This is a genomic window from Flagellimonas ulvae, assembly GCF_049333175.1.
GTDB lineage: Bacteria > Bacteroidota > Bacteroidia > Flavobacteriales > Flavobacteriaceae > Flagellimonas.
The window spans coordinates 3575420-3601918 of sequence record NZ_CP186325.1; the positions used below are offsets into that span (position 1 = coordinate 3575420).

At 40.6% G+C, this 26499-nt stretch carries 19 protein-coding genes and 1 tRNA gene; 18 read left to right on the plus strand and 2 right to left on the minus strand.

The window, feature by feature from the left end:
* Positions 1-121 precede the first annotated feature (121 nt).
* From ACOKFD_RS16730 to infB, 5 genes are all read left to right on the plus strand, one after another.
* Positions 122-193: transfer RNA gene (locus ACOKFD_RS16730), tRNA-Gln, on the plus strand.
* A 321-nt stretch (positions 194-514) separates the two neighbouring features.
* Positions 515-1384, plus strand: coding sequence for a M57 family metalloprotease (locus tag ACOKFD_RS16735; RefSeq protein ID WP_422858966.1), 870 nt, complete (start codon positions 515-517; stop codon positions 1382-1384).
* A 92-nt stretch (positions 1385-1476) separates the two neighbouring features.
* On the plus strand, positions 1477-1938 hold the full coding sequence (rimP, locus tag ACOKFD_RS16740) for a ribosome assembly cofactor RimP (RefSeq protein WP_422858967.1): 462 nt from the start codon (positions 1477-1479) through the stop codon (positions 1936-1938).
* 13 nt (positions 1939-1951) lie between these two features.
* Positions 1952-3184 (plus strand): transcription termination factor NusA, encoded by a 1233-nt coding sequence (nusA, locus tag ACOKFD_RS16745; protein ID WP_298994437.1) that lies wholly within the window; start codon positions 1952-1954, stop codon positions 3182-3184.
* A 44-nt stretch (positions 3185-3228) separates the two neighbouring features.
* Entirely contained in the window at positions 3229-5943 is a 2715-nt protein-coding gene (gene infB, locus ACOKFD_RS16750) for a translation initiation factor IF-2 (RefSeq protein ID WP_422858968.1), read from the plus strand.
* A 33-nt stretch (positions 5944-5976) separates the two neighbouring features.
* On the opposite strand, the gene ACOKFD_RS16755 is transcribed toward infB, so the two are convergent.
* Complete coding sequence (locus ACOKFD_RS16755) at positions 5977-6345, minus strand: SPOR domain-containing protein (protein ID WP_422858969.1); 369 nt, start codon at positions 6343-6345, stop codon at positions 5977-5979.
* Between the two features lie 237 nt (positions 6346-6582).
* On the opposite strand from ACOKFD_RS16755, the gene ACOKFD_RS16760 reads away from it, so the two are divergent.
* From ACOKFD_RS16760 to ACOKFD_RS16800, 9 genes are all read left to right on the plus strand, one after another.
* Positions 6583-7944 (plus strand): c-type cytochrome, encoded by a 1362-nt coding sequence (locus tag ACOKFD_RS16760; RefSeq protein WP_422858970.1) that lies wholly within the window; start codon positions 6583-6585, stop codon positions 7942-7944.
* Positions 7945-7974: 30 nt separating this feature from the next.
* Positions 7975-11103, plus strand: a complete 3129-nt coding sequence (locus ACOKFD_RS16765; protein WP_422858971.1) for a TAT-variant-translocated molybdopterin oxidoreductase — start codon at positions 7975-7977, stop codon at positions 11101-11103.
* A 33-nt stretch (positions 11104-11136) separates the two neighbouring features.
* Positions 11137-12879, plus strand: coding sequence for an NrfD/PsrC family molybdoenzyme membrane anchor subunit (nrfD, locus tag ACOKFD_RS16770; RefSeq protein WP_298994426.1), 1743 nt, complete (start codon positions 11137-11139; stop codon positions 12877-12879).
* 2 nt (positions 12880-12881) lie between these two features.
* Positions 12882-13406 (plus strand): DUF3341 domain-containing protein, encoded by a 525-nt coding sequence (locus ACOKFD_RS16775; RefSeq protein WP_298994424.1) that lies wholly within the window; start codon positions 12882-12884, stop codon positions 13404-13406.
* Positions 13407-13410: 4 nt separating this feature from the next.
* Positions 13411-13983, plus strand: a complete 573-nt coding sequence (locus tag ACOKFD_RS16780) for a c-type cytochrome (protein WP_422861030.1) — start codon at positions 13411-13413, stop codon at positions 13981-13983.
* A gap of 14 nt (positions 13984-13997) precedes the next feature.
* Positions 13998-15365 carry a quinol:cytochrome C oxidoreductase gene (locus tag ACOKFD_RS16785; RefSeq protein ID WP_298994420.1) on the plus strand — a complete coding sequence of 456 codons (1368 nt, stop codon included), beginning with the start codon at positions 13998-14000 and terminating at the stop codon, positions 15363-15365.
* Positions 15366-15392: 27 nt separating this feature from the next.
* The gene (locus ACOKFD_RS16790) at positions 15393-16457 is read left to right on the plus strand and encodes a cytochrome c oxidase subunit II (RefSeq protein WP_298994419.1); all 1065 of its coding nucleotides are present in this window, start codon (positions 15393-15395) and stop codon (positions 16455-16457) included.
* Between the two features lie 52 nt (positions 16458-16509).
* A complete protein-coding gene (locus ACOKFD_RS16795; protein WP_298994417.1) occupies positions 16510-18342 on the plus strand; it encodes a cbb3-type cytochrome c oxidase subunit I in 1833 nt (610 codons plus the stop codon).
* 122 nt (positions 18343-18464) lie between these two features.
* Positions 18465-19289: a GIN domain-containing protein gene (locus tag ACOKFD_RS16800; protein WP_422858972.1), complete on the plus strand. Its 825-nt coding sequence runs from the start codon at positions 18465-18467 to the stop codon at positions 19287-19289.
* A 4-nt stretch (positions 19290-19293) separates the two neighbouring features.
* Here the strand turns inward: ACOKFD_RS16800 and ACOKFD_RS16805 are convergent, their stop codons facing one another.
* Positions 19294-21558 (minus strand): acyl-CoA dehydrogenase, encoded by a 2265-nt coding sequence (locus ACOKFD_RS16805; RefSeq protein WP_422858973.1) that lies wholly within the window; start codon positions 21556-21558, stop codon positions 19294-19296.
* A 149-nt stretch (positions 21559-21707) separates the two neighbouring features.
* On the opposite strand from ACOKFD_RS16805, the gene ruvB reads away from it, so the two are divergent.
* From ruvB to ACOKFD_RS16825, 4 genes are all read left to right on the plus strand, one after another.
* Positions 21708-22733, plus strand: coding sequence for a Holliday junction branch migration DNA helicase RuvB (gene ruvB / locus ACOKFD_RS16810; RefSeq protein WP_422858974.1), 1026 nt, complete (start codon positions 21708-21710; stop codon positions 22731-22733).
* Positions 22730-24055 carry a cytochrome P450 gene (locus tag ACOKFD_RS16815; protein ID WP_422858975.1) on the plus strand — a complete coding sequence of 442 codons (1326 nt, stop codon included), beginning with the start codon at positions 22730-22732 and terminating at the stop codon, positions 24053-24055. The genes ruvB and ACOKFD_RS16815 overlap by 4 nt, the downstream gene beginning before the upstream one ends.
* A complete protein-coding gene (gene queG, locus ACOKFD_RS16820; RefSeq protein WP_422858976.1) occupies positions 24056-24973 on the plus strand; it encodes a tRNA epoxyqueuosine(34) reductase QueG in 918 nt (305 codons plus the stop codon).
* Positions 24974-25118: 145 nt separating this feature from the next.
* Complete coding sequence (locus tag ACOKFD_RS16825; RefSeq protein ID WP_298994400.1) at positions 25119-26432, plus strand: MFS transporter; 1314 nt, start codon at positions 25119-25121, stop codon at positions 26430-26432.
* Positions 26433-26499 lie beyond the last annotated feature (67 nt).

Genomic DNA, 26499 nt, shown 5'->3' on the forward strand with positions numbered 1-26499 from the left:
CCCATGCCCCTTTTTGCAAAAGGTTTAACACAGGGGTGACGCAAGAATTATAACCGATTCTTCTTAAAATATTTGCCTAAAAAAAAGTTTGTCTTAAATTTGCACGCTCAAAAGTTAGTACTGGCCTATGGTGTAATTGGTAACACAGCTGATTTTGGTTCAGTCGTTCAAGGTTCGAGTCCTTGTAGGCCAACAACTTTTCCTTAAAACTCCCTAATCGGGGAGTTTTTTTTATGGATTTTTTCAAAATCCCATTAATCTGCCATAACCTTTTCGCTTCTTGCGTTTCAATTCTAACATGCTATCAGGATAAACAGTTATGGGAATAATGATTGTAACCTAAAAATCACTTTGCTTAGTCGTCATCTTAAATTTTTATCCAAAAAAGCTGCGCTTAAACCTTGAGTTTTGTAGAATCAACATTACAAGTTGTTAACAAAATATTAAATTAAACAAAAATTGTAGTAAATTACTGATGAATTTTAACCTATTTATTAACGTAATTCTACATTTTATGAGACGAATTAAATTGGTATCCGGAGCTTTAATCATGCTTTTTGCCCTAAACGCATGTGACAAAGACTCCGTTGATACGCAGCAAACCCCGCAGACTACTATTGACGAGAACGTCGAAGTTTCAGAAGCCCCAAAACTAGTGGTGACGGAAGAAGTTACAGATGTATTTAAGAGCAACTTTTTTAATGTTGGAGAAATCAAAGTTGTTGATTTTCATTTACCTGATGGTACAGTGGAGCAACGTTATGGAATTGAAGATGATATTGCCATTTCCAAAGAGCAATTTGATTACATCGCCTCCTTGGACCGTTCAGTAGGTCAATATCACACCAACAACTTGGTAAGTCCCAGAACGCTAACCATTATAGGTTATACGGGCAGCCCTTTTGCACTGTCCAATAAAGAACGTACTGCTTTACAGTGGGCGGTGAACAACTACAATCGTTTGAACTTAAGTATAACACTTGATTTGACCTTTGGGACCGACTTTGGAGACAAGGATATGGTAGTGTACAACAACACTATAAACAACCCTGGTGTAAGTGGCGGTGTAGCTGGTTTTCCAAGTGGAGGCAATCCTAATAAATTTATACAAATTTATGGGTTGAGCGGATTTTCAACGAATGTCAATGAGCATGTAATTACACATGAAATTGGACATTCTGTTGGCTTTAGACACACGGATTGGTTCAGCAGACAAAGCTGCGGTGAAAACATCAATGAGGGTGTGGCCCCTTTTGGAGCCAATCCAATTCCTGGAACACCCACAGGGTTCGACCCCACATCTCTAATGCTAGCCTGTTTTAACAGTGGTGTGGATGGTGAATTCAATAGCAATGATATTACTGCTTTGAACTTTTTGTACTAAGACGTTTTATTATTATATTTGCACCACTGAACGGATAATAGTATTCATGAGGGGACTTCTAGTCCCCTCTTTTATTACTTATACTTGATTCTATGTTGAAGGAGAAAGTGACCACATTATTGAATGAAGCCTTAGAAGAACATCCATCCTTGTTCTTAATAGACTATACCGTGGGAGGCGATAACACGATTAAAGTGGTTATCGACGGAGATGAAGGAGTAAATTTGAAGGATTGTATGAATATTAGCCGTGCTATTGAGCATAACTTGGATAGGGAAGAAGAGGATTTTTCTTTGGAAGTGACCTCTGCAGGAGCCACTTCGCCACTTCACCTACCGAGACAATATAAAAAAAACCTGGGTCGAAAATTAAAGGTTAGAACCACAAGCGGAGAGTTTGAGGGGAATCTGGCCCAAGTGGCCGAAGCGCACATTACCCTTGAATGGAAAGCTAGAGAAGCTAAGCCTGTGGGTAAGGGAAAAGTTACGGTTCAGAAAAAACAGGATATTGTGTTTTCTGACATAGAAGAAGCGAAAGTTGTATTAAAATTTTAATTGTAGTTCAAAAATGGAAAACCTAGCGCTCATCGAATCCTTTTCGGAATTTAAGGACGATAAGTTTATTGATAGGGTTACCCTAATGGCAATTTTGGAAGAAGTTTTCCGAAGCGCCCTAAAACGGAAATTTGGTTCTGATGAGAATTTCGATATCATTATCAACCCTGATAAAGGGGATTTGGAAATTTGGAGGAATAGAATTGTTGTCGAAGATGGAGCTGTTGAAGAACCCAATGAGGAAATCTCGTTGACAGAGGCAAGAAAAATTGAACCTGATTTTGAAGTGGGGGAAGATGTGTCCGAGGAAGTAAAGTTGATGGATTTGGGACGTCGTTCTATTTTGGCCCTTCGTCAAAATCTTATTTCCAAGATTCATGAGCACGATAATACCACTATATATAAACAATTTAAAGACCTTGAAGGGGAAATTTACACCGCAGAGGTACACCATATTCGTCATAAGGCCATTATTTTATTGGATGACGAGGGGAATGAAATCATTCTTCCCAAGGAAAAACAGATTCCATCTGACTTTTTTAGAAAAGGAGATAATGTACGAGGGGTGATTGAGAGCGTTGAATTAAAAGGAAACAAACCGGCGATTATTATGTCACGGACATCTCCTTTATTCTTGGAGCAATTGTTCTTCCAAGAAATCCCTGAAGTTTTTGATGGCTTGATAACAATCAAAAAAGCGGTTCGTATCCCCGGGGAAAAAGCTAAAGTTGCTGTAGATTCTTATGATGATAGAATTGACCCGGTTGGTGCCTGTGTGGGAATGAAAGGTTCAAGAATCCATGGAATTGTTCGTGAATTGGGGAATGAAAACATAGATGTTATTAACTGGACCAACAATTCGCAGTTAATGGTAACACGAGCTCTAAGTCCAGCACGAGTGTCATCTGTAAAACTGAACGATGAAAAGAAAACAGCTCAGGTCTACTTGAAGCCAGAAGAAGTTTCTAAAGCTATCGGTAGGGGAGGTCATAACATTAGATTGGCAGGTCAATTAACGGGTTATGAAATTGATGTATTCCGTGAAGGTGTTGAAGAAGATGTGGAGTTGACCGAATTCTCAGATGAGATAGAAGGCTGGGTAATTGAAGAGTTCAAAAAGATTGGACTGGATACAGCAAGAAGTGTATTGGAGCAAGATGTTGAGGATTTGATAAAACGAACTGATTTGGAAGATGAAACAGTATATGATGTAGTTCGTATCCTTAAAGAAGAGTTTGAAGATTAAACTAGTATATTAGCACCGAATTTTAAGGGCAGGAAAAAGTATTTATGGCAGGAAACCCAACAATACGACTTAATAAAGTTCTAAGAGAACTGAACATTTCATTGGATAGGGCCGTGGACCATCTAGCGTCACAAGGATATGATATTGAGGCACGTCCCACCACCAAAATCAGTGATGAGGTGTATCAGGTCTTGTTGGATGAATTCCAAACGGATAAGAGTAAAAAGGTCGCCTCCAAAGAAGTAGGAGAGGAAAAGCGAAAGGAGAAAGAGGCTCTTCGTATCCAAATGGAACAGGAACAGGAAGAACGCCGTATAGCGCGGGAACGTAGAAACGCCGAGAGTCAGGTTATTAAGGCTAAGGCGGAGCTTTCTGGACCAAAAACTGTGGGTAAGATTGATTTGGAAAACAAATCTTCAAAGACCCAAGAAAAAGAAAAGGTTGAGGAACCAAAACAAGAGGAAAAGGTCAAAGTAGAGGAAAATGTTGTTCAAGAGGTCGAGCAGCCAGTAGTTGAAAAGAAAGCCCCGAAAGAGGAAGTTAAAACTGAAGAAAAGGCTAAGGAGGAAGAGCCCCAAGGCGAACCTGAGACGATTCAGACACAGTACAAAAAACTTTCTGGGCCTAAAATTACTGGGGATAAAATTGACCTGTCCAAGTTTGAAAGGCCTAAAAAGAAGAAAGAAGAGAATAAAGACAATGCTTCTTCTGGCAACTCGGCAACAGACCGGAAAAAGCGAAGAAAGCGTATTGTCAGTAAAACAGGCCCTCAATCTGGGAACCGTAACGGTAATCGTGGCAACAACGGACAGAATAGAAGGGGAGGACAAAGAAGCAATGCTCCAAAAGTTGAGCCTACTGAAGAAGAAGTACAAAAACAGGTTCGTGAGACCTTAGAGAAACTTCAAGGTAAGACCAGTAAAGGAAAAGGAGCAAAATACCGAAGGGAGAAAAGAGATCAGCATAGGCAACAGACCGAGAAAGACCTCGAGTTGCAGGAACTTGAAAGCAAAACACTCAAGGTAACCGAGTTTGTTACCGTTAACGAAGTGGCTACGATGATGAATGTTTCCACGACCGATATTATTTCGGCCTGTATGTCTTTGGGAATCATGATGACCATGAACCAAAGGTTGGACGCAGAAACACTCTCCATAGTGGCAGATGAGTTTGGTTATCAGGTAGAGTTTGTTACCGCTGAAATTGAGGAGTCCATTGAGGAAGTAGAAGATACTCCCGAAGATTTGAAACCAAGGGCACCTATCGTAACTGTAATGGGTCACGTAGACCACGGTAAGACATCCTTATTGGATTATATCCGAGAGGAAAACGTAATTGCAGGCGAAAGTGGTGGTATTACACAGCATATTGGAGCTTATGGGGTTATGTTGGAAGATGGTCAGAAAATCACGTTCTTGGATACTCCAGGTCACGAGGCGTTTACCGCGATGCGTGCACGTGGGGCTCAAGTAACAGATATTGCCATAATCGTGGTTGCTGCAGATGATGACATAATGCCGCAGACCAAAGAAGCAATTAGCCATGCACAGGCTGCGGGTGTTCCTATTGTATTTGCCATAAATAAGATTGATAAGCCTACGGCTAATCCAGATAAGATAAAAGAAGGCCTTGCTGCCATGAACCTTTTGGTTGAAGATTGGGGAGGAAAAATACAGTCCCATGACATATCTGCAAAAACTGGACAAGGAGTGAAAGAACTCTTGGAAAAGGTATTGTTGGAGGCCGAACTGTTGGAGCTCAAAGCCAATCCTGATAGGTTGGCCTCTGGTACCGTGGTGGAAGCCTTTTTGGATAAGGGTAGGGGATATGTATCCACAGTCTTGGTTCAATCTGGAACCATTCAAATAGGAGATTATGTTCTAGCAGGTACCTGTAGTGGAAAAGTAAAAGCCATGCAGGATGAACGTGGTAAGAACATTAAAAAGGTAGGTCCGGCTACTCCGGTATCTATTCTGGGTCTGGACGGTGCGCCTCAAGCCGGCGATAGGTTCAATGTGCTTGATGATGAGCGGGAAGCGAAACAAATTGCAGCTAAACGTTCACAATTGCAAAGAGAACAATCCGTTCGTACGCAACGTCATATTACCTTGGATGAGATTGGACGAAGAATTGCTTTAGGTGACTTTAAAGAACTGAACATCATTCTTAAAGGTGATGTGGATGGTTCTGTTGAGGCATTGACAGATTCATTCCAGAAATTGTCTACAGACGAGATACAAGTAAATATTATCCATAAGGCAGTTGGAGCAATTACTGAATCAGATGTACTGTTGGCAAGTGCTTCGGATGCAATTATCATAGGATTTAATGTAAGGCCTATGGGCAATGCAAGAGCCGTTGCTGACCGTGAGGAAATAGACGTACGAATGTACTCCATCATCTATGATGCAATCAATGATTTGAAAGATGCCATGGAAGGAATGTTGTCTCCTGAAATCAAAGAAGAGATTACAGGTAATGCGGAAATTCGTGAAACTTTCAAGATTTCAAAGATTGGAACCATTGCAGGATGTATGGTAACCAGTGGGAAGATTTTCAGAAATTCCCAAATTCGACTAATTCGAGATGGAGTTGTCATTCTAACAGGAGAATTGGCGTCTCTGAAACGATTCAAAGATGATGTGAAGGAAGTTTCCAAAGGATACGATTGTGGACTTCAAATCAAAAACTATAATGATATAAGAGAAGGAGATATTGTTGAAGCCTTCCAAGAAGTAGCAGTAAAGAAAACATTGTAAAAAGAAAACCCGCAACTGCGGGTTTTTTTATTTTCATTCCTTTTTTTCTGGTTTTAAAAGCATGGCGTCCGGATACTTTTTTCGGACTTCTAAGTATTTTCTTTCCGCTTCCAATTGGGTTCTGAATTTGCCCAACCTTACCCTATAAGTAGGGGATTCAAACTCAATTTTCGAGTACCAATCCGGGAAATCCTGTTCAACTTGTGTCTTTAGGTTTTGAGCCTTCTGATAGCTTCCAAATCCAACCTGAATTTGATAGAATTCGGCTTTCGAATTGACAGTGGCATACGCTTTTAACAACTGATCTATTTTTGGGTCTTGTTCAATAGTGATACTACCATTTTGGGCGCAGACAGTAGCACTGAAAACCATTGCAAACCCTAAAAACACTAGACTTTTCATAAAATGAATTTTTGTTAAAATTTAGAACGCTTACAAATGTAAATTTTTAATACTTAAACAAGTAGCGACCATATTATTTAGAATAATTATAAATTAGTGTTTATAAATCCCTTAACATTTCAAAAAATCGCGCTATGTCTTACTTTTGTGTCCAATTTTTAATACGGAGAAACTCTCTCTTTATTGCCGTAAAGTAGAAAAAACCGTACCAAAAATTTCGACAGAAATTACGTAAGTATGAAAAAGGTTTTATACCGCCAACTATTAGTAAAAGCTTTAGGTCTTTCTTTCCTACTTTTTTCAACTTCATTTTATGCACAAGAGGAAGCTGCGGCAGAAGAAACTGCTGTGGAAGAATCCAGTGCCGCTGGAGGTGATGCCGCCAAAGGGAAACAGCTGTTCAATCAGAATTGTGCAGCTTGTCACGCTTTGAATCGAAAAATGACAGGGCCTGCATTGGCAAATGTGGAAACAAGGCTCTACGAGGAAGAAGGGTTGGACAAGGAATGGTTGTATGCTTGGATTAAGAACAGTGCTGGAATGATTGCTTCTGGTGATGCTTATGCCAACAAGATTTATGCAGAGTATAACCAAGCTGCCATGACGGCGTTTCCTACGCTTAGCAACCAAGATATAGATGATATTCTGGCCTATACTGCCGCCCCGCCCCCTGCGCCCGCAGCAACTGCTGTTGCAGCAACTGAAGGTGGTGGTGCCGAAAGTTCAGGAGGTATATCCAATGAGATAATTCTTGGTGCTCTAGCCTTGGTATTTGGTCTCTTGGTTATCATGTTGATATTGGTCAACAATACATTGAGAAGAATCGCAGAGGCCAATGGCGTAGTTTTAGAAAAAGCTAAAGCAGAAAAAAGCTTGCCGCTTTGGAAGGCTTTTGCGCAAAATCAATTTTTGGTTTTGGTAAGTGTCATCTTCTTGCTTTTGGGTAGTGCTTACTTTGCGTATGGTTGGATGATGCAAGTAGGGGTAGACCAGGGATACGCACCTATTCAACCTATCCATTATTCTCACAAAATACACGCTGGCGATAACAAGATTGAATGTAAGTATTGTCACTCATCAGCTAGAGTATCCAAGCATTCAGGTATACCATCTTTAAATGTGTGTATGAACTGTCATAAATCTATTTATGAATACACCGGAAATCCAGAAGGACCAAGTGCTGAAGATTTGGCCAACGGATATACCAACGAGTTTTACACAGGAGAAATCAAAAAATTATACAAAGCCGTTGGGTGGGATGAAGAAAACCAGAGATACACTGGTGAGTCCCAACCTGTGGAATGGGTAAGAATTCATAACCTACCTGATTTTGCCTATTTCAATCACTCTCAGCACGTATCTGTTGCTGGAATTGAATGTCAGACATGTCACGGTCCTGTAGAGGAAATGGAAATTATGTATCAGTACTCACCACTTACCATGGGATGGTGTATCAACTGTCACAGAGAAACTAATGTAAAGGTAGAGGGTAACGAATATTACGAGGCTATCCACGCCGAGCTTTCCAAGAAGTATGGAGTTGAGGAATTGACCGCTGCTATGATGGGTGGTCTGGAATGTGGAAAGTGTCACTATTAAAAATAAGAAGATAAATCTCAGAGATATCGTATGGCATCAAACAAGAAATATTGGAAGAGCGAAGCGGAACTAAATCCGAACGATTCCATTGTTGAGACGCTAAGACAAAACGAATTCACGGAACATATACCGGTTGATGAGTTTTTGGGAGACAAAGAAAATTTGTCCACTTCAACAACAAACCGTAGGGACTTTTTGAAATATGTTGGTTTTAGCACGGCTGCAGCAGCAGTTGCTGCTTGTGAAGGACCTGTGCATAAATCAATTCCTTATGTTTTTCAACCCAATAATATAATTCCTGGAGTAGCTAATTACTATGCCACTACTATCGCAGATGGATATGATTTTGCGAGTATACTCATAAAGACTAGAGAAGGTAGGCCCATTAAAGTTGAAAATAATGTGGATGCCAAGGTCAATGGAGGTGCTAATGCCAGAGTTCAGGCATCTGTATTGACATTGTATGATAGCACTAGGGTACAGGGTCCAACAGCAAACGGTGAGCCGGTGGAATGGAAGGTCTTGGATGCTACTGTGCGTGCTAAACTGGGAAGTTTGGCCAATTCCAACAAGCAAATTGCTTTGCTGACCCAGACTTATGCCAGTCCTTCTACAGCTCGATTGATTGCTGAATTCAAAGAAAAATATCCAAATACCAATCATGTAGTTTATGATGCCATTTCGGAAGATGCCGCTTTGAACGCATTCAATGCCATGTATGGTGAGAGGGCTTTGGCTGACTACGATTTTGAGAAGGCTGAGCTTATTGTCTCTTTTGGTGCCGACTTTTTGGGAGATTGGCAAGGAGGAGGCTATGATAGTGGTTATGCAAAGGGTAGGGTTCCAAAGAATGGAAAAATGTCCAAGCATATTCAGTTAGAGGGCAATATGTCCTTGACCGGTGCAAATGCTGATAAAAGGTATCCAATGACTTCTGCCAAACAAAAGATTGCTCTGGCCAAGTTGTATGGCAAACTAAATGGAAGCAATGTTGGCGGTGGCACTTCAGATGTTGATGGTGCAGTTGACAGTATAGTTGCTCAAATTCGTAAGGCGGGTAGTAAAGCGGTTGTAGTAACTGGTTTAAACGATATCAATGCCCAAACCGTTGTGCTGGCAATCAATAAAATGCTTGCAAGCGAGGCCTCTGATGTTGAAAATCCAAAATATATTCGTCAGGGTGATACCGCCAAAGTAGCCAAGTTGGTGGCCGATATGAACGCTGGCCGTGTTGGTGCTTTGATTATGGATGGCGTTAATCCTGCATACACGCTTCCAAATGCAGAAGAATTTGTCGCTGGATTGGATAAAGTGGACGTTTCTGTGAGTTTCTCATTTAACAACGATGAAACTGCGCAAGCTTCAAAATATGTGGCTGCTGCTTCTCATTATTTGGAATCTTGGGGGGATGTTCAACCAAAAAAAGGACATTACAGTCTTATCCAACCTGCCATCCGAGAGCTTTTTGATACAAGACAATTTCAGACTGCCCTATTAACTTGGATGGGCAGCGAAAAAACATACTACGATTATATTCGTGAGATTTGGGATACAGAGATTCTGCAAGGAGGAAGCTGGAACAACGCACTTCAAGATGGTGTTTTTTCAGCCACATCAATTCCTGCTTTAGTAGAAGATGAGGTTACTCCATCTACATCAACTGAAGAAACAGAAGAAGTAGAGTCAACTGTGGCACCTATTGCTGCAGCAGTACGTTCTCTAGTGAATGCTACCAGTGACGATATAGAACTTATATTATATTCCAAAGTTGGAATGGGTGATGGAAGACAGGCTTCCAATCCATGGTTGCAAGAGTTTCCAGACCCAATTTCAAGAGTTTCTTGGGATAATTATATTACGGTTTCCAAAGCTGATGCCAATAATTGGGACCTTATCAACGAAAATGTAGCCAATGGAGGCTTGGACGGTAGCTATGTGAAGCTAACTGTTGATGGTACTGTTCTTGAAAACGTTCCTGTAATTATTCAGCCGGGTCAGGCACAAGGTACAGTTGGTCTTGCTTTTGGATACGGTAGAAAAGCTGGGATGAAAACTGAAATGGCCACGGGTGTCAACGCATTTTCATTATACAAAAACTTTACTGAAACCCAATCTGTAAGTATTGAAAAGTCTTCAGGAATGCATGAGTTTGCATGTGTTCAGTTGCACAAGACCATGATGGGGCGCGGGGATATTATTAAGGAAACCACCCTTGAAATCTTCAACACAAAAGATAAGCACGAGTGGAACTATATGCCTCAAGTGACTTTGAACCATCAGGAAATCCCAGTGACTTCTCCAGATGCAGATTTATGGCAGGAATTTGACCGTACCATTGGGCATCACTTTAATATGTCCATTGATTTGAATGCCTGTACAGGTTGTGGCGCATGTGTAATCGCATGTCATGCCGAAAACAATGTTCCTGTTGTAGGTAAGGAAGAGGTTCGTCGTTCAAGAGATATGCACTGGTTACGAATAGATAGATACTATTCCTCAGAGGAAACTTTTGAACAGGATAATGAAAAGAAAGATGGATTGGAAGGACTCTGGGGTGATAATGGTGCCCTAGGTGGTTTTGGTGAAATGGAAAATCCATCAACCAATCCTCAAGTGGCTTTTCAGCCTGTAATGTGCCAGCACTGTAACCATGCACCTTGTGAAACGGTTTGTCCGGTTGCGGCAACAGCTCATAGTAGACAAGGTCAAAACCATATGGCGTATAACCGTTGTGTGGGAACAAGATATTGTGCCAATAACTGCCCGTACAAAGTACGTCGTTTCAATTGGTTCCTATATAGTGATAATGATGAGTTTGACTTCAACATGAACAACGATTTGGGCAAAATGGTAATTAACCCAGATGTCAACGTGCGTTCCAGAGGAGTTATGGAAAAATGCTCATTGTGTATTCAAATGACACAAAAAACAATTTTGGATGCCAAGCGTGAAGGTCGAGTGATTAAGGATGGAGAGTTCCAAACAGCATGCTCCTCTGCATGTAGTTCAGGTGCCATCATCTTTGGAGATGTGAACGATGAGGAAAGCAAGGTGGCAGAATTGAAGGAAGATGATAGAATGTACCACTTATTGGAACACGTAGGAACCAAACCAAACGTATTTTATCACGTGAAAGTGAGGAATACAAACGAGGCATAATCAATAAATAAGAAAGTAACTAGAAAATAAATTATGGCGTCGCATTACGAAGCACCTATTCGAAAGCCCCTAGTACTGGGAGATAAGGGATACCATGATGTAACCGTGGACATTGCCCGTCCTGTTGAAGGAAAGGCCAATAAACACTGGTGGATTGTATTCAGTATCGCCTTAGTAGCCTTTTTATGGGGTCTAGGTTGTATCATTTACACGGTTTCAACCGGAATCGGGGTTTGGGGTCTCAACAAAACAGTAAACTGGGCTTGGGATATTACCAACTTCGTATGGTGGGTAGGTATTGGTCACGCAGGTACCTTGATTTCCGCTGTACTTCTTTTATTTAGACAAAAGTGGAGAATGGCGATTAACCGTTCTGCAGAGGCAATGACAATTTTCTCAGTGATTCAAGCTGGATTGTTCCCTATCATCCACATGGGTCGTCCCTGGTTGGCGTATTGGGTATTGCCTATTCCAAACCAATTTGGTTCTCTTTGGGTGAATTTTAATTCTCCCTTGCTTTGGGATGTATTTGCGATTTCCACATATCTATCGGTTTCTTTAGTGTTCTGGTGGACAGGATTATTGCCTGACTTTGCCATGATTCGTGACAGAGCCGTAAAACCGTTTCAAAAGAAGATTTATAGCCTGTTAAGTTTTGGGTGGACAGGTAGAGCTAAAGATTGGCAGCGTTTTGAGGAAGTATCCTTGGTTTTGGCCGGTTTGGCTACACCGCTTGTACTTTCTGTACATACCATTGTATCCTTTGACTTTGCGACATCGGTAATTCCTGGATGGCATACTACCATTTTTCCACCTTACTTTGTTGCAGGGGCCATTTTCTCTGGGTTTGCCATGGTGAATACGCTGCTCATAATTATGAGAAAAGTGTGTAGCCTTGAAGCATACATAACTGTACAGCATATTGAGTTGATGAACATTGTAATCATGATTACAGGTTCCATTGTAGGGTGTGCCTATATCACTGAGTTGTTCATTGCATGGTACTCTGGAGTGGAGTATGAGCAGTACGCCTTCTTGAACAGGGCAACAGGACCTTATGCTTGGGCGTATTGGTGTATGATGACATGTAATGTCTTCTCTCCTCAGTTCATGTGGTCCAAGAAATTGCGGACGAGTATCATGTTCTCATTCTTTATCTCCATTGTGGTGAATATTGGAATGTGGTTTGAGCGTTTTGTGATTATCGTTACCTCATTGCATAGAGATTATTTGCCATCATCATGGACAATGTTCTCGCCAACCTTTGTAGATATTGGAATTTTCATTGGAACCATTGGATTCTTTTTTGTACTATTCCTGCTATATTCCAGAACATTCCCTGTAATAGCGCAAGCCGAAGTAAAGTCTATTATGAAAGCTTCCGGAGAACGCTTTAAGAAGCTTCGCGAAGAAGGAAAACCACTTTACACGAAACCTACCAATGGAGTAATCATTGAGGTTGATGTAGAAGAAACTCAAGAAGAAACAGAAGCTGCAGGAGGCTTTTCAGGAGCGCCTGTAATGCAATTGTTGAGCTCAATAGGAAGTTTTGACGCGAGTACCCAAAGTCCTGACGATTTGAAAAAAGTAAAAGGTATTGGTCCCTTAATGGAAAAAACCTTGAACCAAATTGGAATTTTTTCTTTTCTTCAGGTAAGTAAGATGACTGAAAGCGAATATAATCTATTGGATTCCATAACCGGATCATTCCCTGGAAGAGCACAGCGTGATGATTGGGCAGGACAAGCAAAAGGATTAATCAATTTAGATAAGTAATCATGGCGGCAACAACATTCAAAGCGATATACAACGACGATGACGTGTTAATGAACGCTGTCAAGAAGATTCGTTCCGAAAAGTATCATATTGAAGAGGTGTATACTCCTTTTCCGGTTCACGGCTTGGATAAGGCAATGGGATTGGCAGATACGCGGATTGCCATTACTTCTTTTATGTATGGATGTTTGGGATTGGCGGTGGCCATAGTCATGATGAACTATATCATGATTGCAGATTGGCCTCAGGATATTGGAGGTAAGCCAAGTTTCACCTATTTGGAGAATATGCCTGCATTTGTTCCTATCATGTTTGAGATGACTGTATTTTTCGCGGCACACCTTATGGTGATTACTTTTTACTTGAGAAGTAGAATGTGGCCATTCAAAAAAGCGGAGAATCCTGATGTAAGAACTACGGATGACCACTTTTTGGTTGAGGTTGAAGTAGGTGATGATGAGGAAGCATTAAAAAGTTTATTGTTGGAAACTGGAGCCGTTGAGGTTCATGTTCCCAAAAAAAAATAATATGATGATTAAAACTTTTGGTAAAGTACTTTTTGTTCTGGCTTTTGTTCTTGTATTGAGCTCATGTTTCAATAAGAACAGTCCAAATTACCAATATATGCCAAACATGTACGAATCTGTTGGGTATGAAACTTATGAGGGAGTAGATAACGGTCTCTTTCCACAAGGAACCGAGGCTATGCTTCCACCTGAGAATACCATTTCTCGTGAAACGCTACCTTACGAATTCGATAACAGTATTGAAGGAAAAGAATTGGCAAGATTACAACCTAGTCCTTTGGATTCTCTTCAAAAGGAAGCAAACCTTACTAAGGGTAAAGAGCTCTATGATGTTTATTGTGCCATTTGTCACGGAAATAAAGGTGCCGGTCAAGGTACATTGGTAAAGCGTGAAAAAATATTGGGTGTGCCTAGTTATGACGATGTTGCGCGTAACATAACTGTAGGTAGCACGTACCACACTATGTATTACGGACTGAATTCCATGGGTTCCTATGCTTCGCAGATGGAAAATGAAACGGAATTATGGCAAGTTGCCGAATACGTGATGAAATTAAAGGAAGACCTAACAAAATAATTGGATAGCAGACTATGTACACGTTTTCAAATAGATTAAAACTAGGTTCTTACATTGCTATGGCAGTCGGGTTGATTTGTCTTGCAACAGGTTTTTTTACAGCACCTAGCAACGTGGAAGAAGCAAAAGCGATGGTTGCTTCGGCTCATGGTGATGGACATGGTGGAGGTCACGGGGCAGAAGCCGGTCATCATGGTACAGAAGGTGAGAAAGAATACATGGATAAATCCGGACATGGAACCGAAGGTCATGGTGATGCTCATGCTCATGATGCTTCCCATCATGATGAACATCTATTGCATCAATTGCAAAATAGACCTTGGGCAGCATTATATGTTGCAGCTTTCTTTTTCTTTATGATTGCTTTGGGCGTTTTGGCTTTTTATGCCATTCAGCGAGCTGCTCAAGCAGGTTGGTCGCCCTTACTTTTCCGGGTAATGGAAGGTATTACAGCTTACTTGGTGCCTGGAGGAATTATTGTATTTGTCATTTTGGTGTTGTCCGTTCTACATATGAACCATATGTTCGTATGGATGGATGCCGATACTGTGGCACACGATAAATTATTGCAAGGGAAAGCAGGATACTTGAATCCTACATTCTTTTTGATTAGAGCTGCTATTTTCTTGGGAGGATGGATTTTTTATAGAGAGTACTCCAGAAAGTTATCCTTGGCACAGGATGAATCTGACGACAACTCCAATTTTGTTAAGAATTTTAGATGGTCTGCGGCCTTCTTGGTATTTTATTTGGTTACAGAATCCATGATGTCATGGGATTGGATTATGAGCTTGGACCCGCACTGGTTCAGTACCTTATTTGGATGGTATGTGTTTGCAAGCATGTTCGTGTCTGGAATTACAACTATTGCAATTATCACGATTTACTTAAAATCCAAAGGCTATTTGGAGCAAGTAAATGATAGCCACATTCACGATTTAGCAAAATTCATGTTCGGGATAAGTATTTTCTGGACATATTTATGGTTTGCCCAATTTATGCTGATTTGGTACGCGAACATTCCTGAAGAAGTAACCTATTTTGTAGCACGTTTCCAGGATTATCAGCTACCTTTCCTTGGCATGGTCGCATTGAACTTTGTTTTCCCATTATTGGTATTGATGAACAGCGATTACAAACGAGTAAATTGGTTCGTCATTATGACGGGAATCGTTGTGCTATTTGGCCACTATTTGGATGTTTTTGTCATGGTGATGCCGGCAACAGTTGGAGACCAATGGTATATTGGGCTGCCAGAAATCGGAGGAATCCTATTTTTTGGAGGTTTGTTTACCTTTTGGGTATTCAATACCCTTACCAAAGTACCTTTGCAACCAAAACGCAATCCATTTGTTGAGGAAAGTAGACAATTTCATTATTAATACGATTAAGTTTCTAGATAGATAACAATGACTGCATTATTAACATTGACCGTTTTAGTCCTGGTAGCCATTGCCATTTGGCAGATGACCAAGATTTTTGAATTGTCCCAACTCAAAACAGAACAGGCTACGGCGGAAATTGCTACAGATTCTGATAATAAATACAATGGTTATTTATTGTTTGGTTTCCTAATCTTCATATACGGAATCACAATTTTTAGTTTTGCCAAGTACACCAAAGTACTTCTTCCAGAGGCATCTTCAGCTCATGGTGGGGAGTACGATCAATTAATGTGGGTGTCTTTTGCCATTATCTTTTTCGTACAGACCATTACGCAAGCCTTGCTGCACTATTTTGGGTATAAGTATAGAGGAGAAAAAGGGAAGAAGGCTCTTTTCTTTGCGGACAATGACCGTTTAGAATTCATTTGGACCATAATCCCAGTAATTGTTTTAGCAGGATTAATCCTTTGGGGGCTTTACACTTGGACCAATATCATGGATGTGAATGATGAGGACGATCCATTAATTGTGGAACTATATGCCCAGCAATTTAACTGGACTGCACGATATGGTGGAGAGGATAATGTTTTAGGAGATGCAAGTGTACGACTGATTGATATTGATAGGGCCAATGTTTTGGGATTGGATGAATCTGACCCTAATGCTTCGGATGATGTCATTGTGAAGGAATTGCATCTTCCGGTAGGGCGAAAAGTAAACTTCATGATGCGCTCACAAGACGTTCTACATTCTGCATATATGCCACATTTTAGAGCTCAAATGAACTGTGTGCCAGGCATGATTACCCAGTTTTCCTTTACCCCAACGGTGACCACTGCGGAAATTCGATTAAACCCAGATGTAGTGGATAAGGTAAAACGAACCAATGCTCTTAGAGCAAAATGGGCTGCGGAAGGAAGACCGGATTCAGACCCTTGGGAGTTTGATTACGTATTGTTATGCAATAAGATTTGCGGAAAATCTCATTACAACATGCAAATGAAGATTATAGTTGAGACAGAAGAGGAATTTAATAAATGGTTGTCCGAACAATCCACATTTAAGGAAACAGTTTCCGTAAATCCTTAATATCTTTAATAGAAAGCTAGAAAAAGAAAATAATAAATTAAAAAATTAGGTTATGTCCGTAACAGCACATGCACCAGCCCACGTAGATGATCATGCTCATGATGACCATGGCCATCACCATAAAGAAACCTTTGTAACTAAATATATATTTAGTCAAGACCATAAGATGATTGCCAAGCAATATCTTATCACCGGTCTAATCATGGGTTTCATTGGAATTGCCATGTCTCTATTGTTTAGAATGCAGTTGGCTTGGCCAGGAGAGTCTTTTCCAATCTTTGAAACTTTATTGGGCAAATGGGCACCTGATGGAGTAATGGATGCGGACATTTATTTGGCCTTGGTTACCATTCACGGTACCATTATGGTATTCTTTGTTTTAACGGCTGGTTTGAGTGGTACCTTTAGTAACCTTCTAATTCCATTGCAGATTGGAGCGAGGGACATGGCGTCAGGATTTCTGAACATGTTGTCCTATTGGATGTTCTTCCTTTCTTCAGTGATTATGGTCATTTCCTTATTTGTGGAAGCTGGACCAGCAGCTGCGGGATGGACCATTTATCCACCTTTGAGCGCATTACCTATGGCACAGCCTGGTTCTGGAGCAGGGATGACCCTTTGGTTAGTTTCTATGGCCATCTTTATAGCATCCTCTTTGTTGGGGTCATTGAACTATATCGTGACGGTTCTTAATTTAAGAACAAAGGGAATGTCCATGACGCGTTTGCCATTGACTATCTGGGCATTTTTCGTAACTGCCATTATCGGTGTTATTTCTTTCCCAGTATTGTTATCAGCAGCCTTGTTGCTTATCATGGATAGAAGCTTTGGCACATCGTTCTTTTTATCAGATATTTTTATTCAAGGGGAAGTATTGCACTATCAAGGGGGTTCACCTGTATTGTATGAACACTTGTTCTGGTTCTTGGGTCACCCTGAAGTATATATTGTATTGCTACCTGCGCTTGGTATTACTTCCGAAGTAATGTCTACCAATGCTAGAAAGCCTATTTTCGGATACCGCGCTATGGTGGCATCTATATTGGCGATTGCATTCCTTTCTACCATAGTATGGGGACACCACATGTTCATCTCAGGGATGAATCCATTCCTTGGTTCGGTATTTACCTTTACTACCTTGTTGATTGCAATTCCATCGGCCGTAAAAGCATTTAACTATATAACCACCCTATGGAAAGGAAATCTGCAATTGAATCCAGCTATGCTGTTCTCAATTGGTTTGGTTTCCACATTCATAACAGGAGGTCTAACCGGAATAATTCTGGGGGATAGTACTTTGGATATAAATGTTCACGATACTTATTTTGTAGTGGCTCACTTCCACTTGGTAATGGGGATATCTGCTCTTTATGGATTATTTGCTGGAGTCTATCATTGGTTCCCAAAGATGTTCCAAGGACGCATGATGAACAAGAACTTAGGGTATGTACATTTCTGGATAACCGCCATCTGTGCCTATGGGGTATTCTTCCCGATGCACTTTGTGGGAATGGCAGGAGTGCCACGTAGATATTATCAAAACACGGCTTTCCCAATGTTTGATGAATTGACCAACGTTCAGGTGCTGATGACCGTATTCGCTATCATAGCAGGTTTGGCCCAATTGGTTTTTGTATACAACTTTGTAAGAAGCATATTCTACGGAAAAAGAGGTCCTCAAAACCCTTGGGGGTCCAATACATTGGAGTGGACTGCGCCTCAAAAGCACATTCACGGAAACTGGCCAGGGAAAATTCCACATGTACACCGTTGGGCTTACGATTATAGCAAGACCTATGAAAACGGAGAGTACATAATTCCGGGACAGGATTTTGTGCCTCAGGATACGCCTCTTCAGGAAAATGAAGAAGAATTGAACCATTAAGTTCAATCTATAATAGTTTACAAAGCCCATCCTTAAGGATGGGTTTTTTGTTTTAGCACTTTGGTATAGCTATTGTTGCATCAAATTATAATACCTTTAAGTGCCTATCTAAAAGAACATCTATGAAAAAACTAGTTTTTTGTAGCCTGATTTTAATTCCAATATTGGCTTTATCACAACGTAAACCAAAAATCAAGGGAAGTAGGATTGTTGCCGAAGTGAATGAAGAACTGCCCCCTTTCAATGCGATACAGCTCAATGATAATTTAGATATTGTTCTAAAAAAATCTTTTGGACCCGGATATGAAATTGTTGCAGATGATAACCTGATTGATATTTTAAAATTCAAGGTTGAAGATAGTACGTTGGTCATCACTTCCTTTTATACGGTCTCTTCCAAGAAACAATTCGATATTACGGTAAACTACACAGACCTCAAAGCAATTACCGCAAAAGAAGGTAGTGTAGTTTCCAAAGAAATGATAAATAGTGATGAGCTTTTTGTGGATGGTTTTGCCAATACAAAGCTTACTCTACAAGCTAGCGCATCAGTAATGGACATTAACTTAGAGGATACCAGTAAATCTGAATTTAACTTGGATGTGGATTCCCTAAATGTGACTATGAACAAAAGGGCTGAAACCTATATCTACGCGGTTACTGATGCAAGCACGGTGAACTTGGAAGAAAATGCCTCTTTTACTTTTGAAGGAACTGCGGACAGAATGCAACTGGAAGTTATTGGGAACGCCAAGTATAAAGGAGAGCGAATGGAGGCAGGTTCGGTAAAAGCCAACCTGGAGGGTGCTGCCAATGTTAGAGTCAATTCCTATCGGGATTTGGAACTATCCTCAAAAGGAAATGCCAGAACACAGCTTTATGGAAATCCAAAAATCACAATTCTTGAGTTTTTGGATACCTCGCAATTGATTAAGAAAACGGAATGAACATTTACTGGGCTATGGGAGCGCTCATGCAATGCTTGGGTATTCCAAAACCATCCACCAATACTTCAATATGAGGCCTTAGTTCAGTACAAAGACGTTCAACTCGCTGTCTGATTGCTCTGGACTTTGTACCTCCAATATAACCCTGCTCCAAATACCATCGCGCTTCTCTATTAATTTCGTCAAGAGCATATAATGTTCCCAGTTTTTCAAGAAGAGATTTATATTCCTCGTCCTGAATCGACTCACAAAAATTGGAATATGTGTTATATGCCAACTCCACACTATAAGCCTTCCCAAGTGCAATCAAATGGGTTTGCACCTTTAAAAAAGCTTGATACGCTGGAATTCCTTTTTTAATGTAATTACGTATCCGCATAGCCAGAGTATAGGTCAATCTTCGAGTTCTGTACTGGAAAGCATGTTTATGAAATTTGGGATTGTACAGGTGATCTGCGTCCACTTTATTGGCATATACGGGGTTCAAAGTATTCCATCGGTCTGATAGTTGGGTGCGAAGCAGTTTAAGAACCGAAGCAAAACCAGCGCTGTTGAATTCTGCCTTAAAATCGGATAGGACCCCTTTTGCTGCAAGCTGCAATAATACCGTGTTGTCACCCTCAAAAGTGGTAAAGATGTCCACATCGCCTTTGGCATCACCAATTAGGTTTTCTAACAAATACCCCTTTCCGCCACAAGCTTCCCTGCATTCTTGAATAGTGGAATTACCGAACCAAGTGATAATTGATTTTAAACCTGCCACCTGAGTCTCGATTTCCCGCTTATCTGTTTGTGATTCGTCACTATAGGATTGCATCATCTCTTCTAGTGTGACATGATATATATAGGCACTTGCAATGGCAGTGGTCAAGCGTACCTGATGTGTTGGATAATCCATGATCAAGTCCTCTTGAATTTTGACATTATCATTGAATTGTCGTCGATTCAGTGCATGTTTTACAGCTATGGCCAAAGCCATTTTGGCCCCTCCCAGCGCACCACGCGCCACACAGATTCTACCTCCGACCAAAGTGCCCAACATGGTGAAAAAACGTTTGTTCGGATTTTTAATGGGGGAGGTGTATGCGCCTTTATTGGTTATGCTACCATACTTATCCAAAAGGTTAGCTCGCGGCACTCGCACTTGGTTGAACCATATTTTTCCATTATCAACACCATTGAGTCCTATTTTGTATCCATTGTCTTCAATAGTGATTCCACTGAAAACTTCATGCTTTTCATTCCGAAGTGGAACAAGAATGGCATGTACTCCTTCATTTTTTCCATCAACAATCAGTTGTGCAAAAACGGTAGCTATCTTAGAATGGAGAGCATTTCCAATATATTCTTTGTTGTCATTTTTTCCAGGCGTATGAATTACGATTTCATCCGTTTCACTATCATAGGTAGCGGTGGTTCGTATACCGCGTACATTGGAACCATGACCGGTTTCCGTCATGGCAAAACAACCCAACAATTTGGCAGTCCCGGCATCCTCTAAATAAAGGTCGTGATGGCGTTTGGTCCCCAGCTTTTGAATGCTACCACCGAAAAGTCCAAATTGCACCCCAAACTTTACCGCGAGACTTCCATCTACAAACATCAAATGCTCAAAAATGGCACCATAGGCAGGCATGTTGCCCTTACCTCCATATTCTGGAGGGTAGGCATAGGCACCATAACCATTTTTGCCCAATAGCTTTACTTGTTCGAGTACTCTTGCACGATAGTCTTCTTTATTTCGTAGCACTTGCCTATCAAAGATTTTCTGATCTAGGAACTCTCTAAAACCATCAATCGAAGAAGCGTGCTCAGCTTTGAGTATGGCATCCAAAACACGGGCATCATATTGTTTCGAAGTTTTCTCATGTACGACTTCTACATCAAACAAATGATTATAATGATTGGGTTGAATACCAAGGTTGAGTTCAATGTTTTTTAAATAATCATTGAATTCACATTCACCACAATACGTACTTCCCAGCCTTTGACTCAAAGAAGTAAGCGGATAGGTATCACTTTCAATAAGTTTTATGCCGGAATTGGAAATGGTTTGCTTCCAGTTTTTGAATTCATCTTCAGGAGGCGGATTATTGCGGTCTAACCATTCTAACAACTGTTCCTTCTCGTTTTTCGAAAGGTGTGTGTCATCGTGAATTGTTTTTTGAATTACCGAGATTTCGGAGGCAGAAAGTAAATCGTCCGACCAAATGACATAAAAAAATGGGATATACTGTAAAATTCCTGGAGAGTAATCTACTACTATCATAAAGTTTAGAATGAAGCTGAAAGTATCAGACTTTTAATGTATCTAAGTTAAGTCTTAGATTTTGAAAAAGGAATCAATTGTTGATGTGTTCTTAGATTTGCTTAAAACAGTTTTAGGCGCACTTCGTTTTCAACTATATTTGTTTGAAGATGAATGAGAATTTAGACCCGACATCCGAAAGCTTTTCCCAAGAAGAACTTGATATTGAAAGAGCACTGCGCCCCATCACTTTTGATGATTTTACGGGACAAGAGCAGGTTTTGGAGAATTTGAAGGTTTTTGTACAGGCAGCCAACCTTAGAGGAGAGGCTTTGGACCATACCTTGTTCCACGGTCCACCAGGACTGGGAAAAACTACCTTGGCCCATATTTTAGCCAATGAGTTGGGGGTTGGAATCAAGATTACTTCGGGCCCTGTGCTGGATAAGCCCGGTGATTTGGCAGGACTGCTTACCAATTTGGAAGAAAGGGATGTCCTTTTTATTGATGAAATCCACAGATTGAGTCCCATTGTTGAAGAGTATCTCTATTCTGCAATGGAGGATTATAAAATTGATATCATGATTGAGACTGGCCCTAATGCCCGTACCGTTCAAATCAATTTGAGTCCTTTTACCCTCGTAGGTGCTACCACACGTTCTGGTTTGCTAACTGCACCCATGCGTGCGCGTTTCGGGATTCAGAGTCGGTTACAATACTACCACACAGAGCTGTTATCAACCATAGTGGAACGTAGTGCAGATATTTTGAAGGTACCCATAACCAATGAGGCAGCCATAGAAATTGCAGGAAGAAGTCGGGGAACACCCCGTATCTGTAATGCGTTACTTCGTCGCGTTCGGGATTTTGCACAGATTAAGGGAGACGGAAATATTGATTTGGATATTTCCAAATTTGGTTTGAAAGCACTGAACGTAGATGCCCATGGATTGGATGAGATGGACAACAAGATTTTAAGCACCATTATTGATAAGTTTAAAGGCGGACCGGTTGGAATCACCACATTGGCCACGGCGGTATCCGAGAGTGCAGAGACCATTGAAGAGGTATATGAACCCTTTTTAATTCAACAAGGCTTTATTATGCGGACCCCTCGTGGTAGGGAGGTAACGGAATTGGCTTATAAACATCTGGGTCGAATAAAAGGAGGGACGCAAGAAGGACTGTTTGGATGAAAAAGCTACCTCATGTTTCTGCGCTGAAAGTACTAAAGAACAGCAGACAAATTCTTAAGAACCCACTTCCCTTTCATTATGAGAATTTTGAAAAACTAGGTGATACCTTCAGGATTTCAATTCCGGGAGAAGGGAAGGTCATATTTTCTAGGGACCCGGAATGGGTAAAACAAGTGCTTCAGAAAAAGCACCGATCATATTCCAAATCCAAGCTTCAAACCAAAGATTTGGCAAAATATATTGGGTATGGTCTCTTAACTTCCGAAGGAGAGCACTGGCGCACACACCGTAGAATGATTCAACCTGCTTTTCATCGTCAAAAGTTGAAAGGCCTACTGAGCATTATGCACAAAGCCATTGTTGATGAGTTGGAACGCATTGTGCCAAATACGGACGAAGATGTTTTCGACAAAATGGGTGATTTGGCTTTTCAAGTAGTGGCAAAATCCCTTTTTAGCAGTAATGATATCCGTGAATCCATGTCAGAGCTCAAATCCATTACCGAGGAGAACCAAAGGATGTTGATAAAGGAAATGCGAAGACCCTATCTTAAGACGTGGTTCGGGTGGTCGGGTGAAATAAAGAAACATTTGGATGAGGCAAAGCGCGGTAGGGATTTGCTCAATGATTTGATTGAAGAAAGACTAAATGAAGAGGATCGTAATGGCTTTGATTTATTGGACATGTTGTTGGAAGCTACCTATGAGGATGGAACAAAAATGTCAAGAAAACAATTGATAGATGAAGTGCTGATACTCTTTACCGCGGGACACGAGACTACGGCTAACGCACTTTCGTTCCTGTTGTATTTTTTGGCAAAGGATAAAAACCTTCAGGAGTCCCTGCATCAAGAGGTTACTTCCCATACATCGAATACATTCTCTTTTGAGGACATGCCTAAGTTTCCTTTGGCACAATCTTGCATTAAGGAAACCATGCGGATTTACCCTCCTGCATATTTTATAGATCGGGTAGCAATTGAGGAAACCGAAATAGGCTCATTCAGCCTAAAGAAAGGAACATTGGTGTTGCTTTCCATCTATGAATTACATCGACACAAATCCTTTTGGAAGAATGCCGAGCACTTCGTTGCTGACCGTTTTGTTGATTTGGATATGAAACAAGCTTCGGATTATTATTATCCATTTGGTGCTGGCCCAAGAATGTGCATTGGAAATGCTTTTGCCGACTACGAAATGCTGATGGTATTGATTGAAATTGTGAAGAAATATCACATCAACACAAAGATGGATACTGTGGAAATCAATCCTATGATTTCGCTTAAACCCAAAGAAGTGGTCTTGAATTTTACACCAAGATAGATGTCAAAATCCCATTATACAAAACTGATTAAGGACGAAGCGAAGCGTCTCGGTTTTTTATCTTGTGGGATTTCCAAGGCTGAGTTTTTGGAGGAGGAAGCTCCACAACTTGAAAAGTGGCTCAATGCTAACATGCATGGCGAAATGGCCTATATGGAGAATCATTTTGACAAGCGCCTGAACCCTACCAAATTGGTTGAAGGTTCTAAATCAGTTATCTCTTTATTATTGAATTACTTTCCTTCAGAGAAACAAAATCCTGACGCGTATAAAATCTCAAAGTATGCGTATGGAACCGATTATCACTTTGTGATAAAGGACAAGCTAAAACAGTTGCTTCATTTCATTCAAGAAGAAATTGGAGAAGTGAATGGAAGGGCTTTTGTGGATTCTGCCCCAGTTATGGACAAGGCATGGGCCGCCAAAAGTGGTCTGGGATGGATAGGGAAGCACAGTAATTTGCTAACTCAGCAAGTAGGGTCATTTTATTTTATAGCTGAATTAATTGTTGATTTAGATTTGGAATACGACAATCCCGTAACAGATCATTGTGGAACTTGTACGGCTTGTATTGATGCTTGCCCTACGGAAGCCATTGTGGAACCTTATGTGGTGGATGGCAGTAAGTGCATCTCTTATTTTACAATTGAACTAAAAAATGAGATTCCCAGTGAGTTTCAAGATACCTTTGACGATTGGATGTTTGGATGTGATGTTTGCCAAGACGTATGTCCTTGGAATCGATTTTCTAAACCCCATAATGAACCCTTGTTCAATCCCAATCCAGAACTGCTCTCTTTTTCAAAAAAAGATTGGGATGAAATTACCGAGGACGTTTTCAAAAAAATCTTTAAGAAGTCACCCGTAAAAAGAACAAAATTCTCAGGATTGAAAAGAAACATCGATTTTATCAAATAGGATTTTCACAAAATTCAAACGTTTTCGTTTAGAATAATTTAATTTTTATGCGGTACTTTTTAAAGAACACTCAAGAAAATACTATATTGAAACGATGAAGGGCCAATTTTGAAAGGCCAAATACCACTAAACTAACTCAAGAAGAATGAAAATCAAGAAGCCTAAATTAAGTTTCTGGCAAATCTGGAACATGAATGTTGGATTTCTAGGAATACAGTATAGCTTTGGATTGCAGCAAAGTGCCATTAACCCAATTTTTCTTTTTTTAGGGGCTGCAGAAGAGATTTTGCCAATTCTGAACATTGCTGGCCCTATTACCGGACTCATAGTACAGCCGATTATTGGTGCAGTTTCTGATAAAACCTGGTCACCAAAATGGGGTAGAAGAAAACCCTTTTTCTTGATTGGAGCAGTTTTAGGTAGTTTATGTCTTTTTGCGTTTCCGCTCAGTCCAGCCTTGTGGTTCGCTGTGGGCTTACTTTGGGTTTTGGACGTAGGTAACAATATGGCGATGGAGCCGTATCGAGCTTTTGTTGGAGATAAACTTCCGGACAGCCAGTTAAGTATTGGTTATCAAATGCAAAGTCTTTTTGTCGGAGCTGGTATTCTTTTGGCTAATGCGTCCATTTTTCTTTTTCAAGATTGGTTTGGTGGAGGAGAAGAAGTAGCGGGCCAAATCCCCAAATGGTTGTACTACTCATTTTTTATTGGCTCGTTCTTATCCATAGCCACCATTTTATGGTCGGTTTTTAAAACACCTGAAATACCACCGAGCGATGAAGAACTGGCTGAAATCAATAGGCACAAGACCCTTCCTTTTATCGAACGATTTAAACTGCCATTCATAGAAATTAAACATGCGGTTAAGGACATGCCGAAATTTATGTGGAAACTCTCTGCGGTATACCTTTTTCAGTGGTATGCGCTTTTTGTGTATTGGCAATTTATAACGCCATTGTTCAGGACCACAATGGGATACGATACTTCACAAGCCGCAGCTCAAGCAGCTAAGATGAGCACAACATACAATATTGTTACTGCCGTGGTAGCGCTAATTTTAGTTCCGTTGACCATCCGGTTTGGAGGAAAAAAAATCTACGCATTAAGTCTTTTTGGTACTGCCTTGGCCTTGTTTGCTATTCCCAACATTTCAGACCCTGTTTATGTCTTGTTCCCAATGGTGTTGTTTGGTATTGGATGGGCTGCAATGATGGGTATTCCGTACAGTATGGTTTCTAAAATTGTTCCCCAAGAAAGAAGGGGAGTATATATGGGAATCTTGAATATGATGATTGTAATTCCAATGGGAATCCAAACCCTTTCATTCGGTCCAATCTTTAAAAACCTGTTGGGGGCAAATGCAGCTAATGCCATGCTTTTTGCAGGTGCGTGTTTTGTTTTAGCATCCATTTTGGCGATGCGGTTAAATGTGAGTAAAGAGAGTCCTGTTGAATCGTAATGTAATCCTATCCTAAATTTTAACTGGAAACAAATATGAAGGGTATTCACTAATTCGGGAATACCCT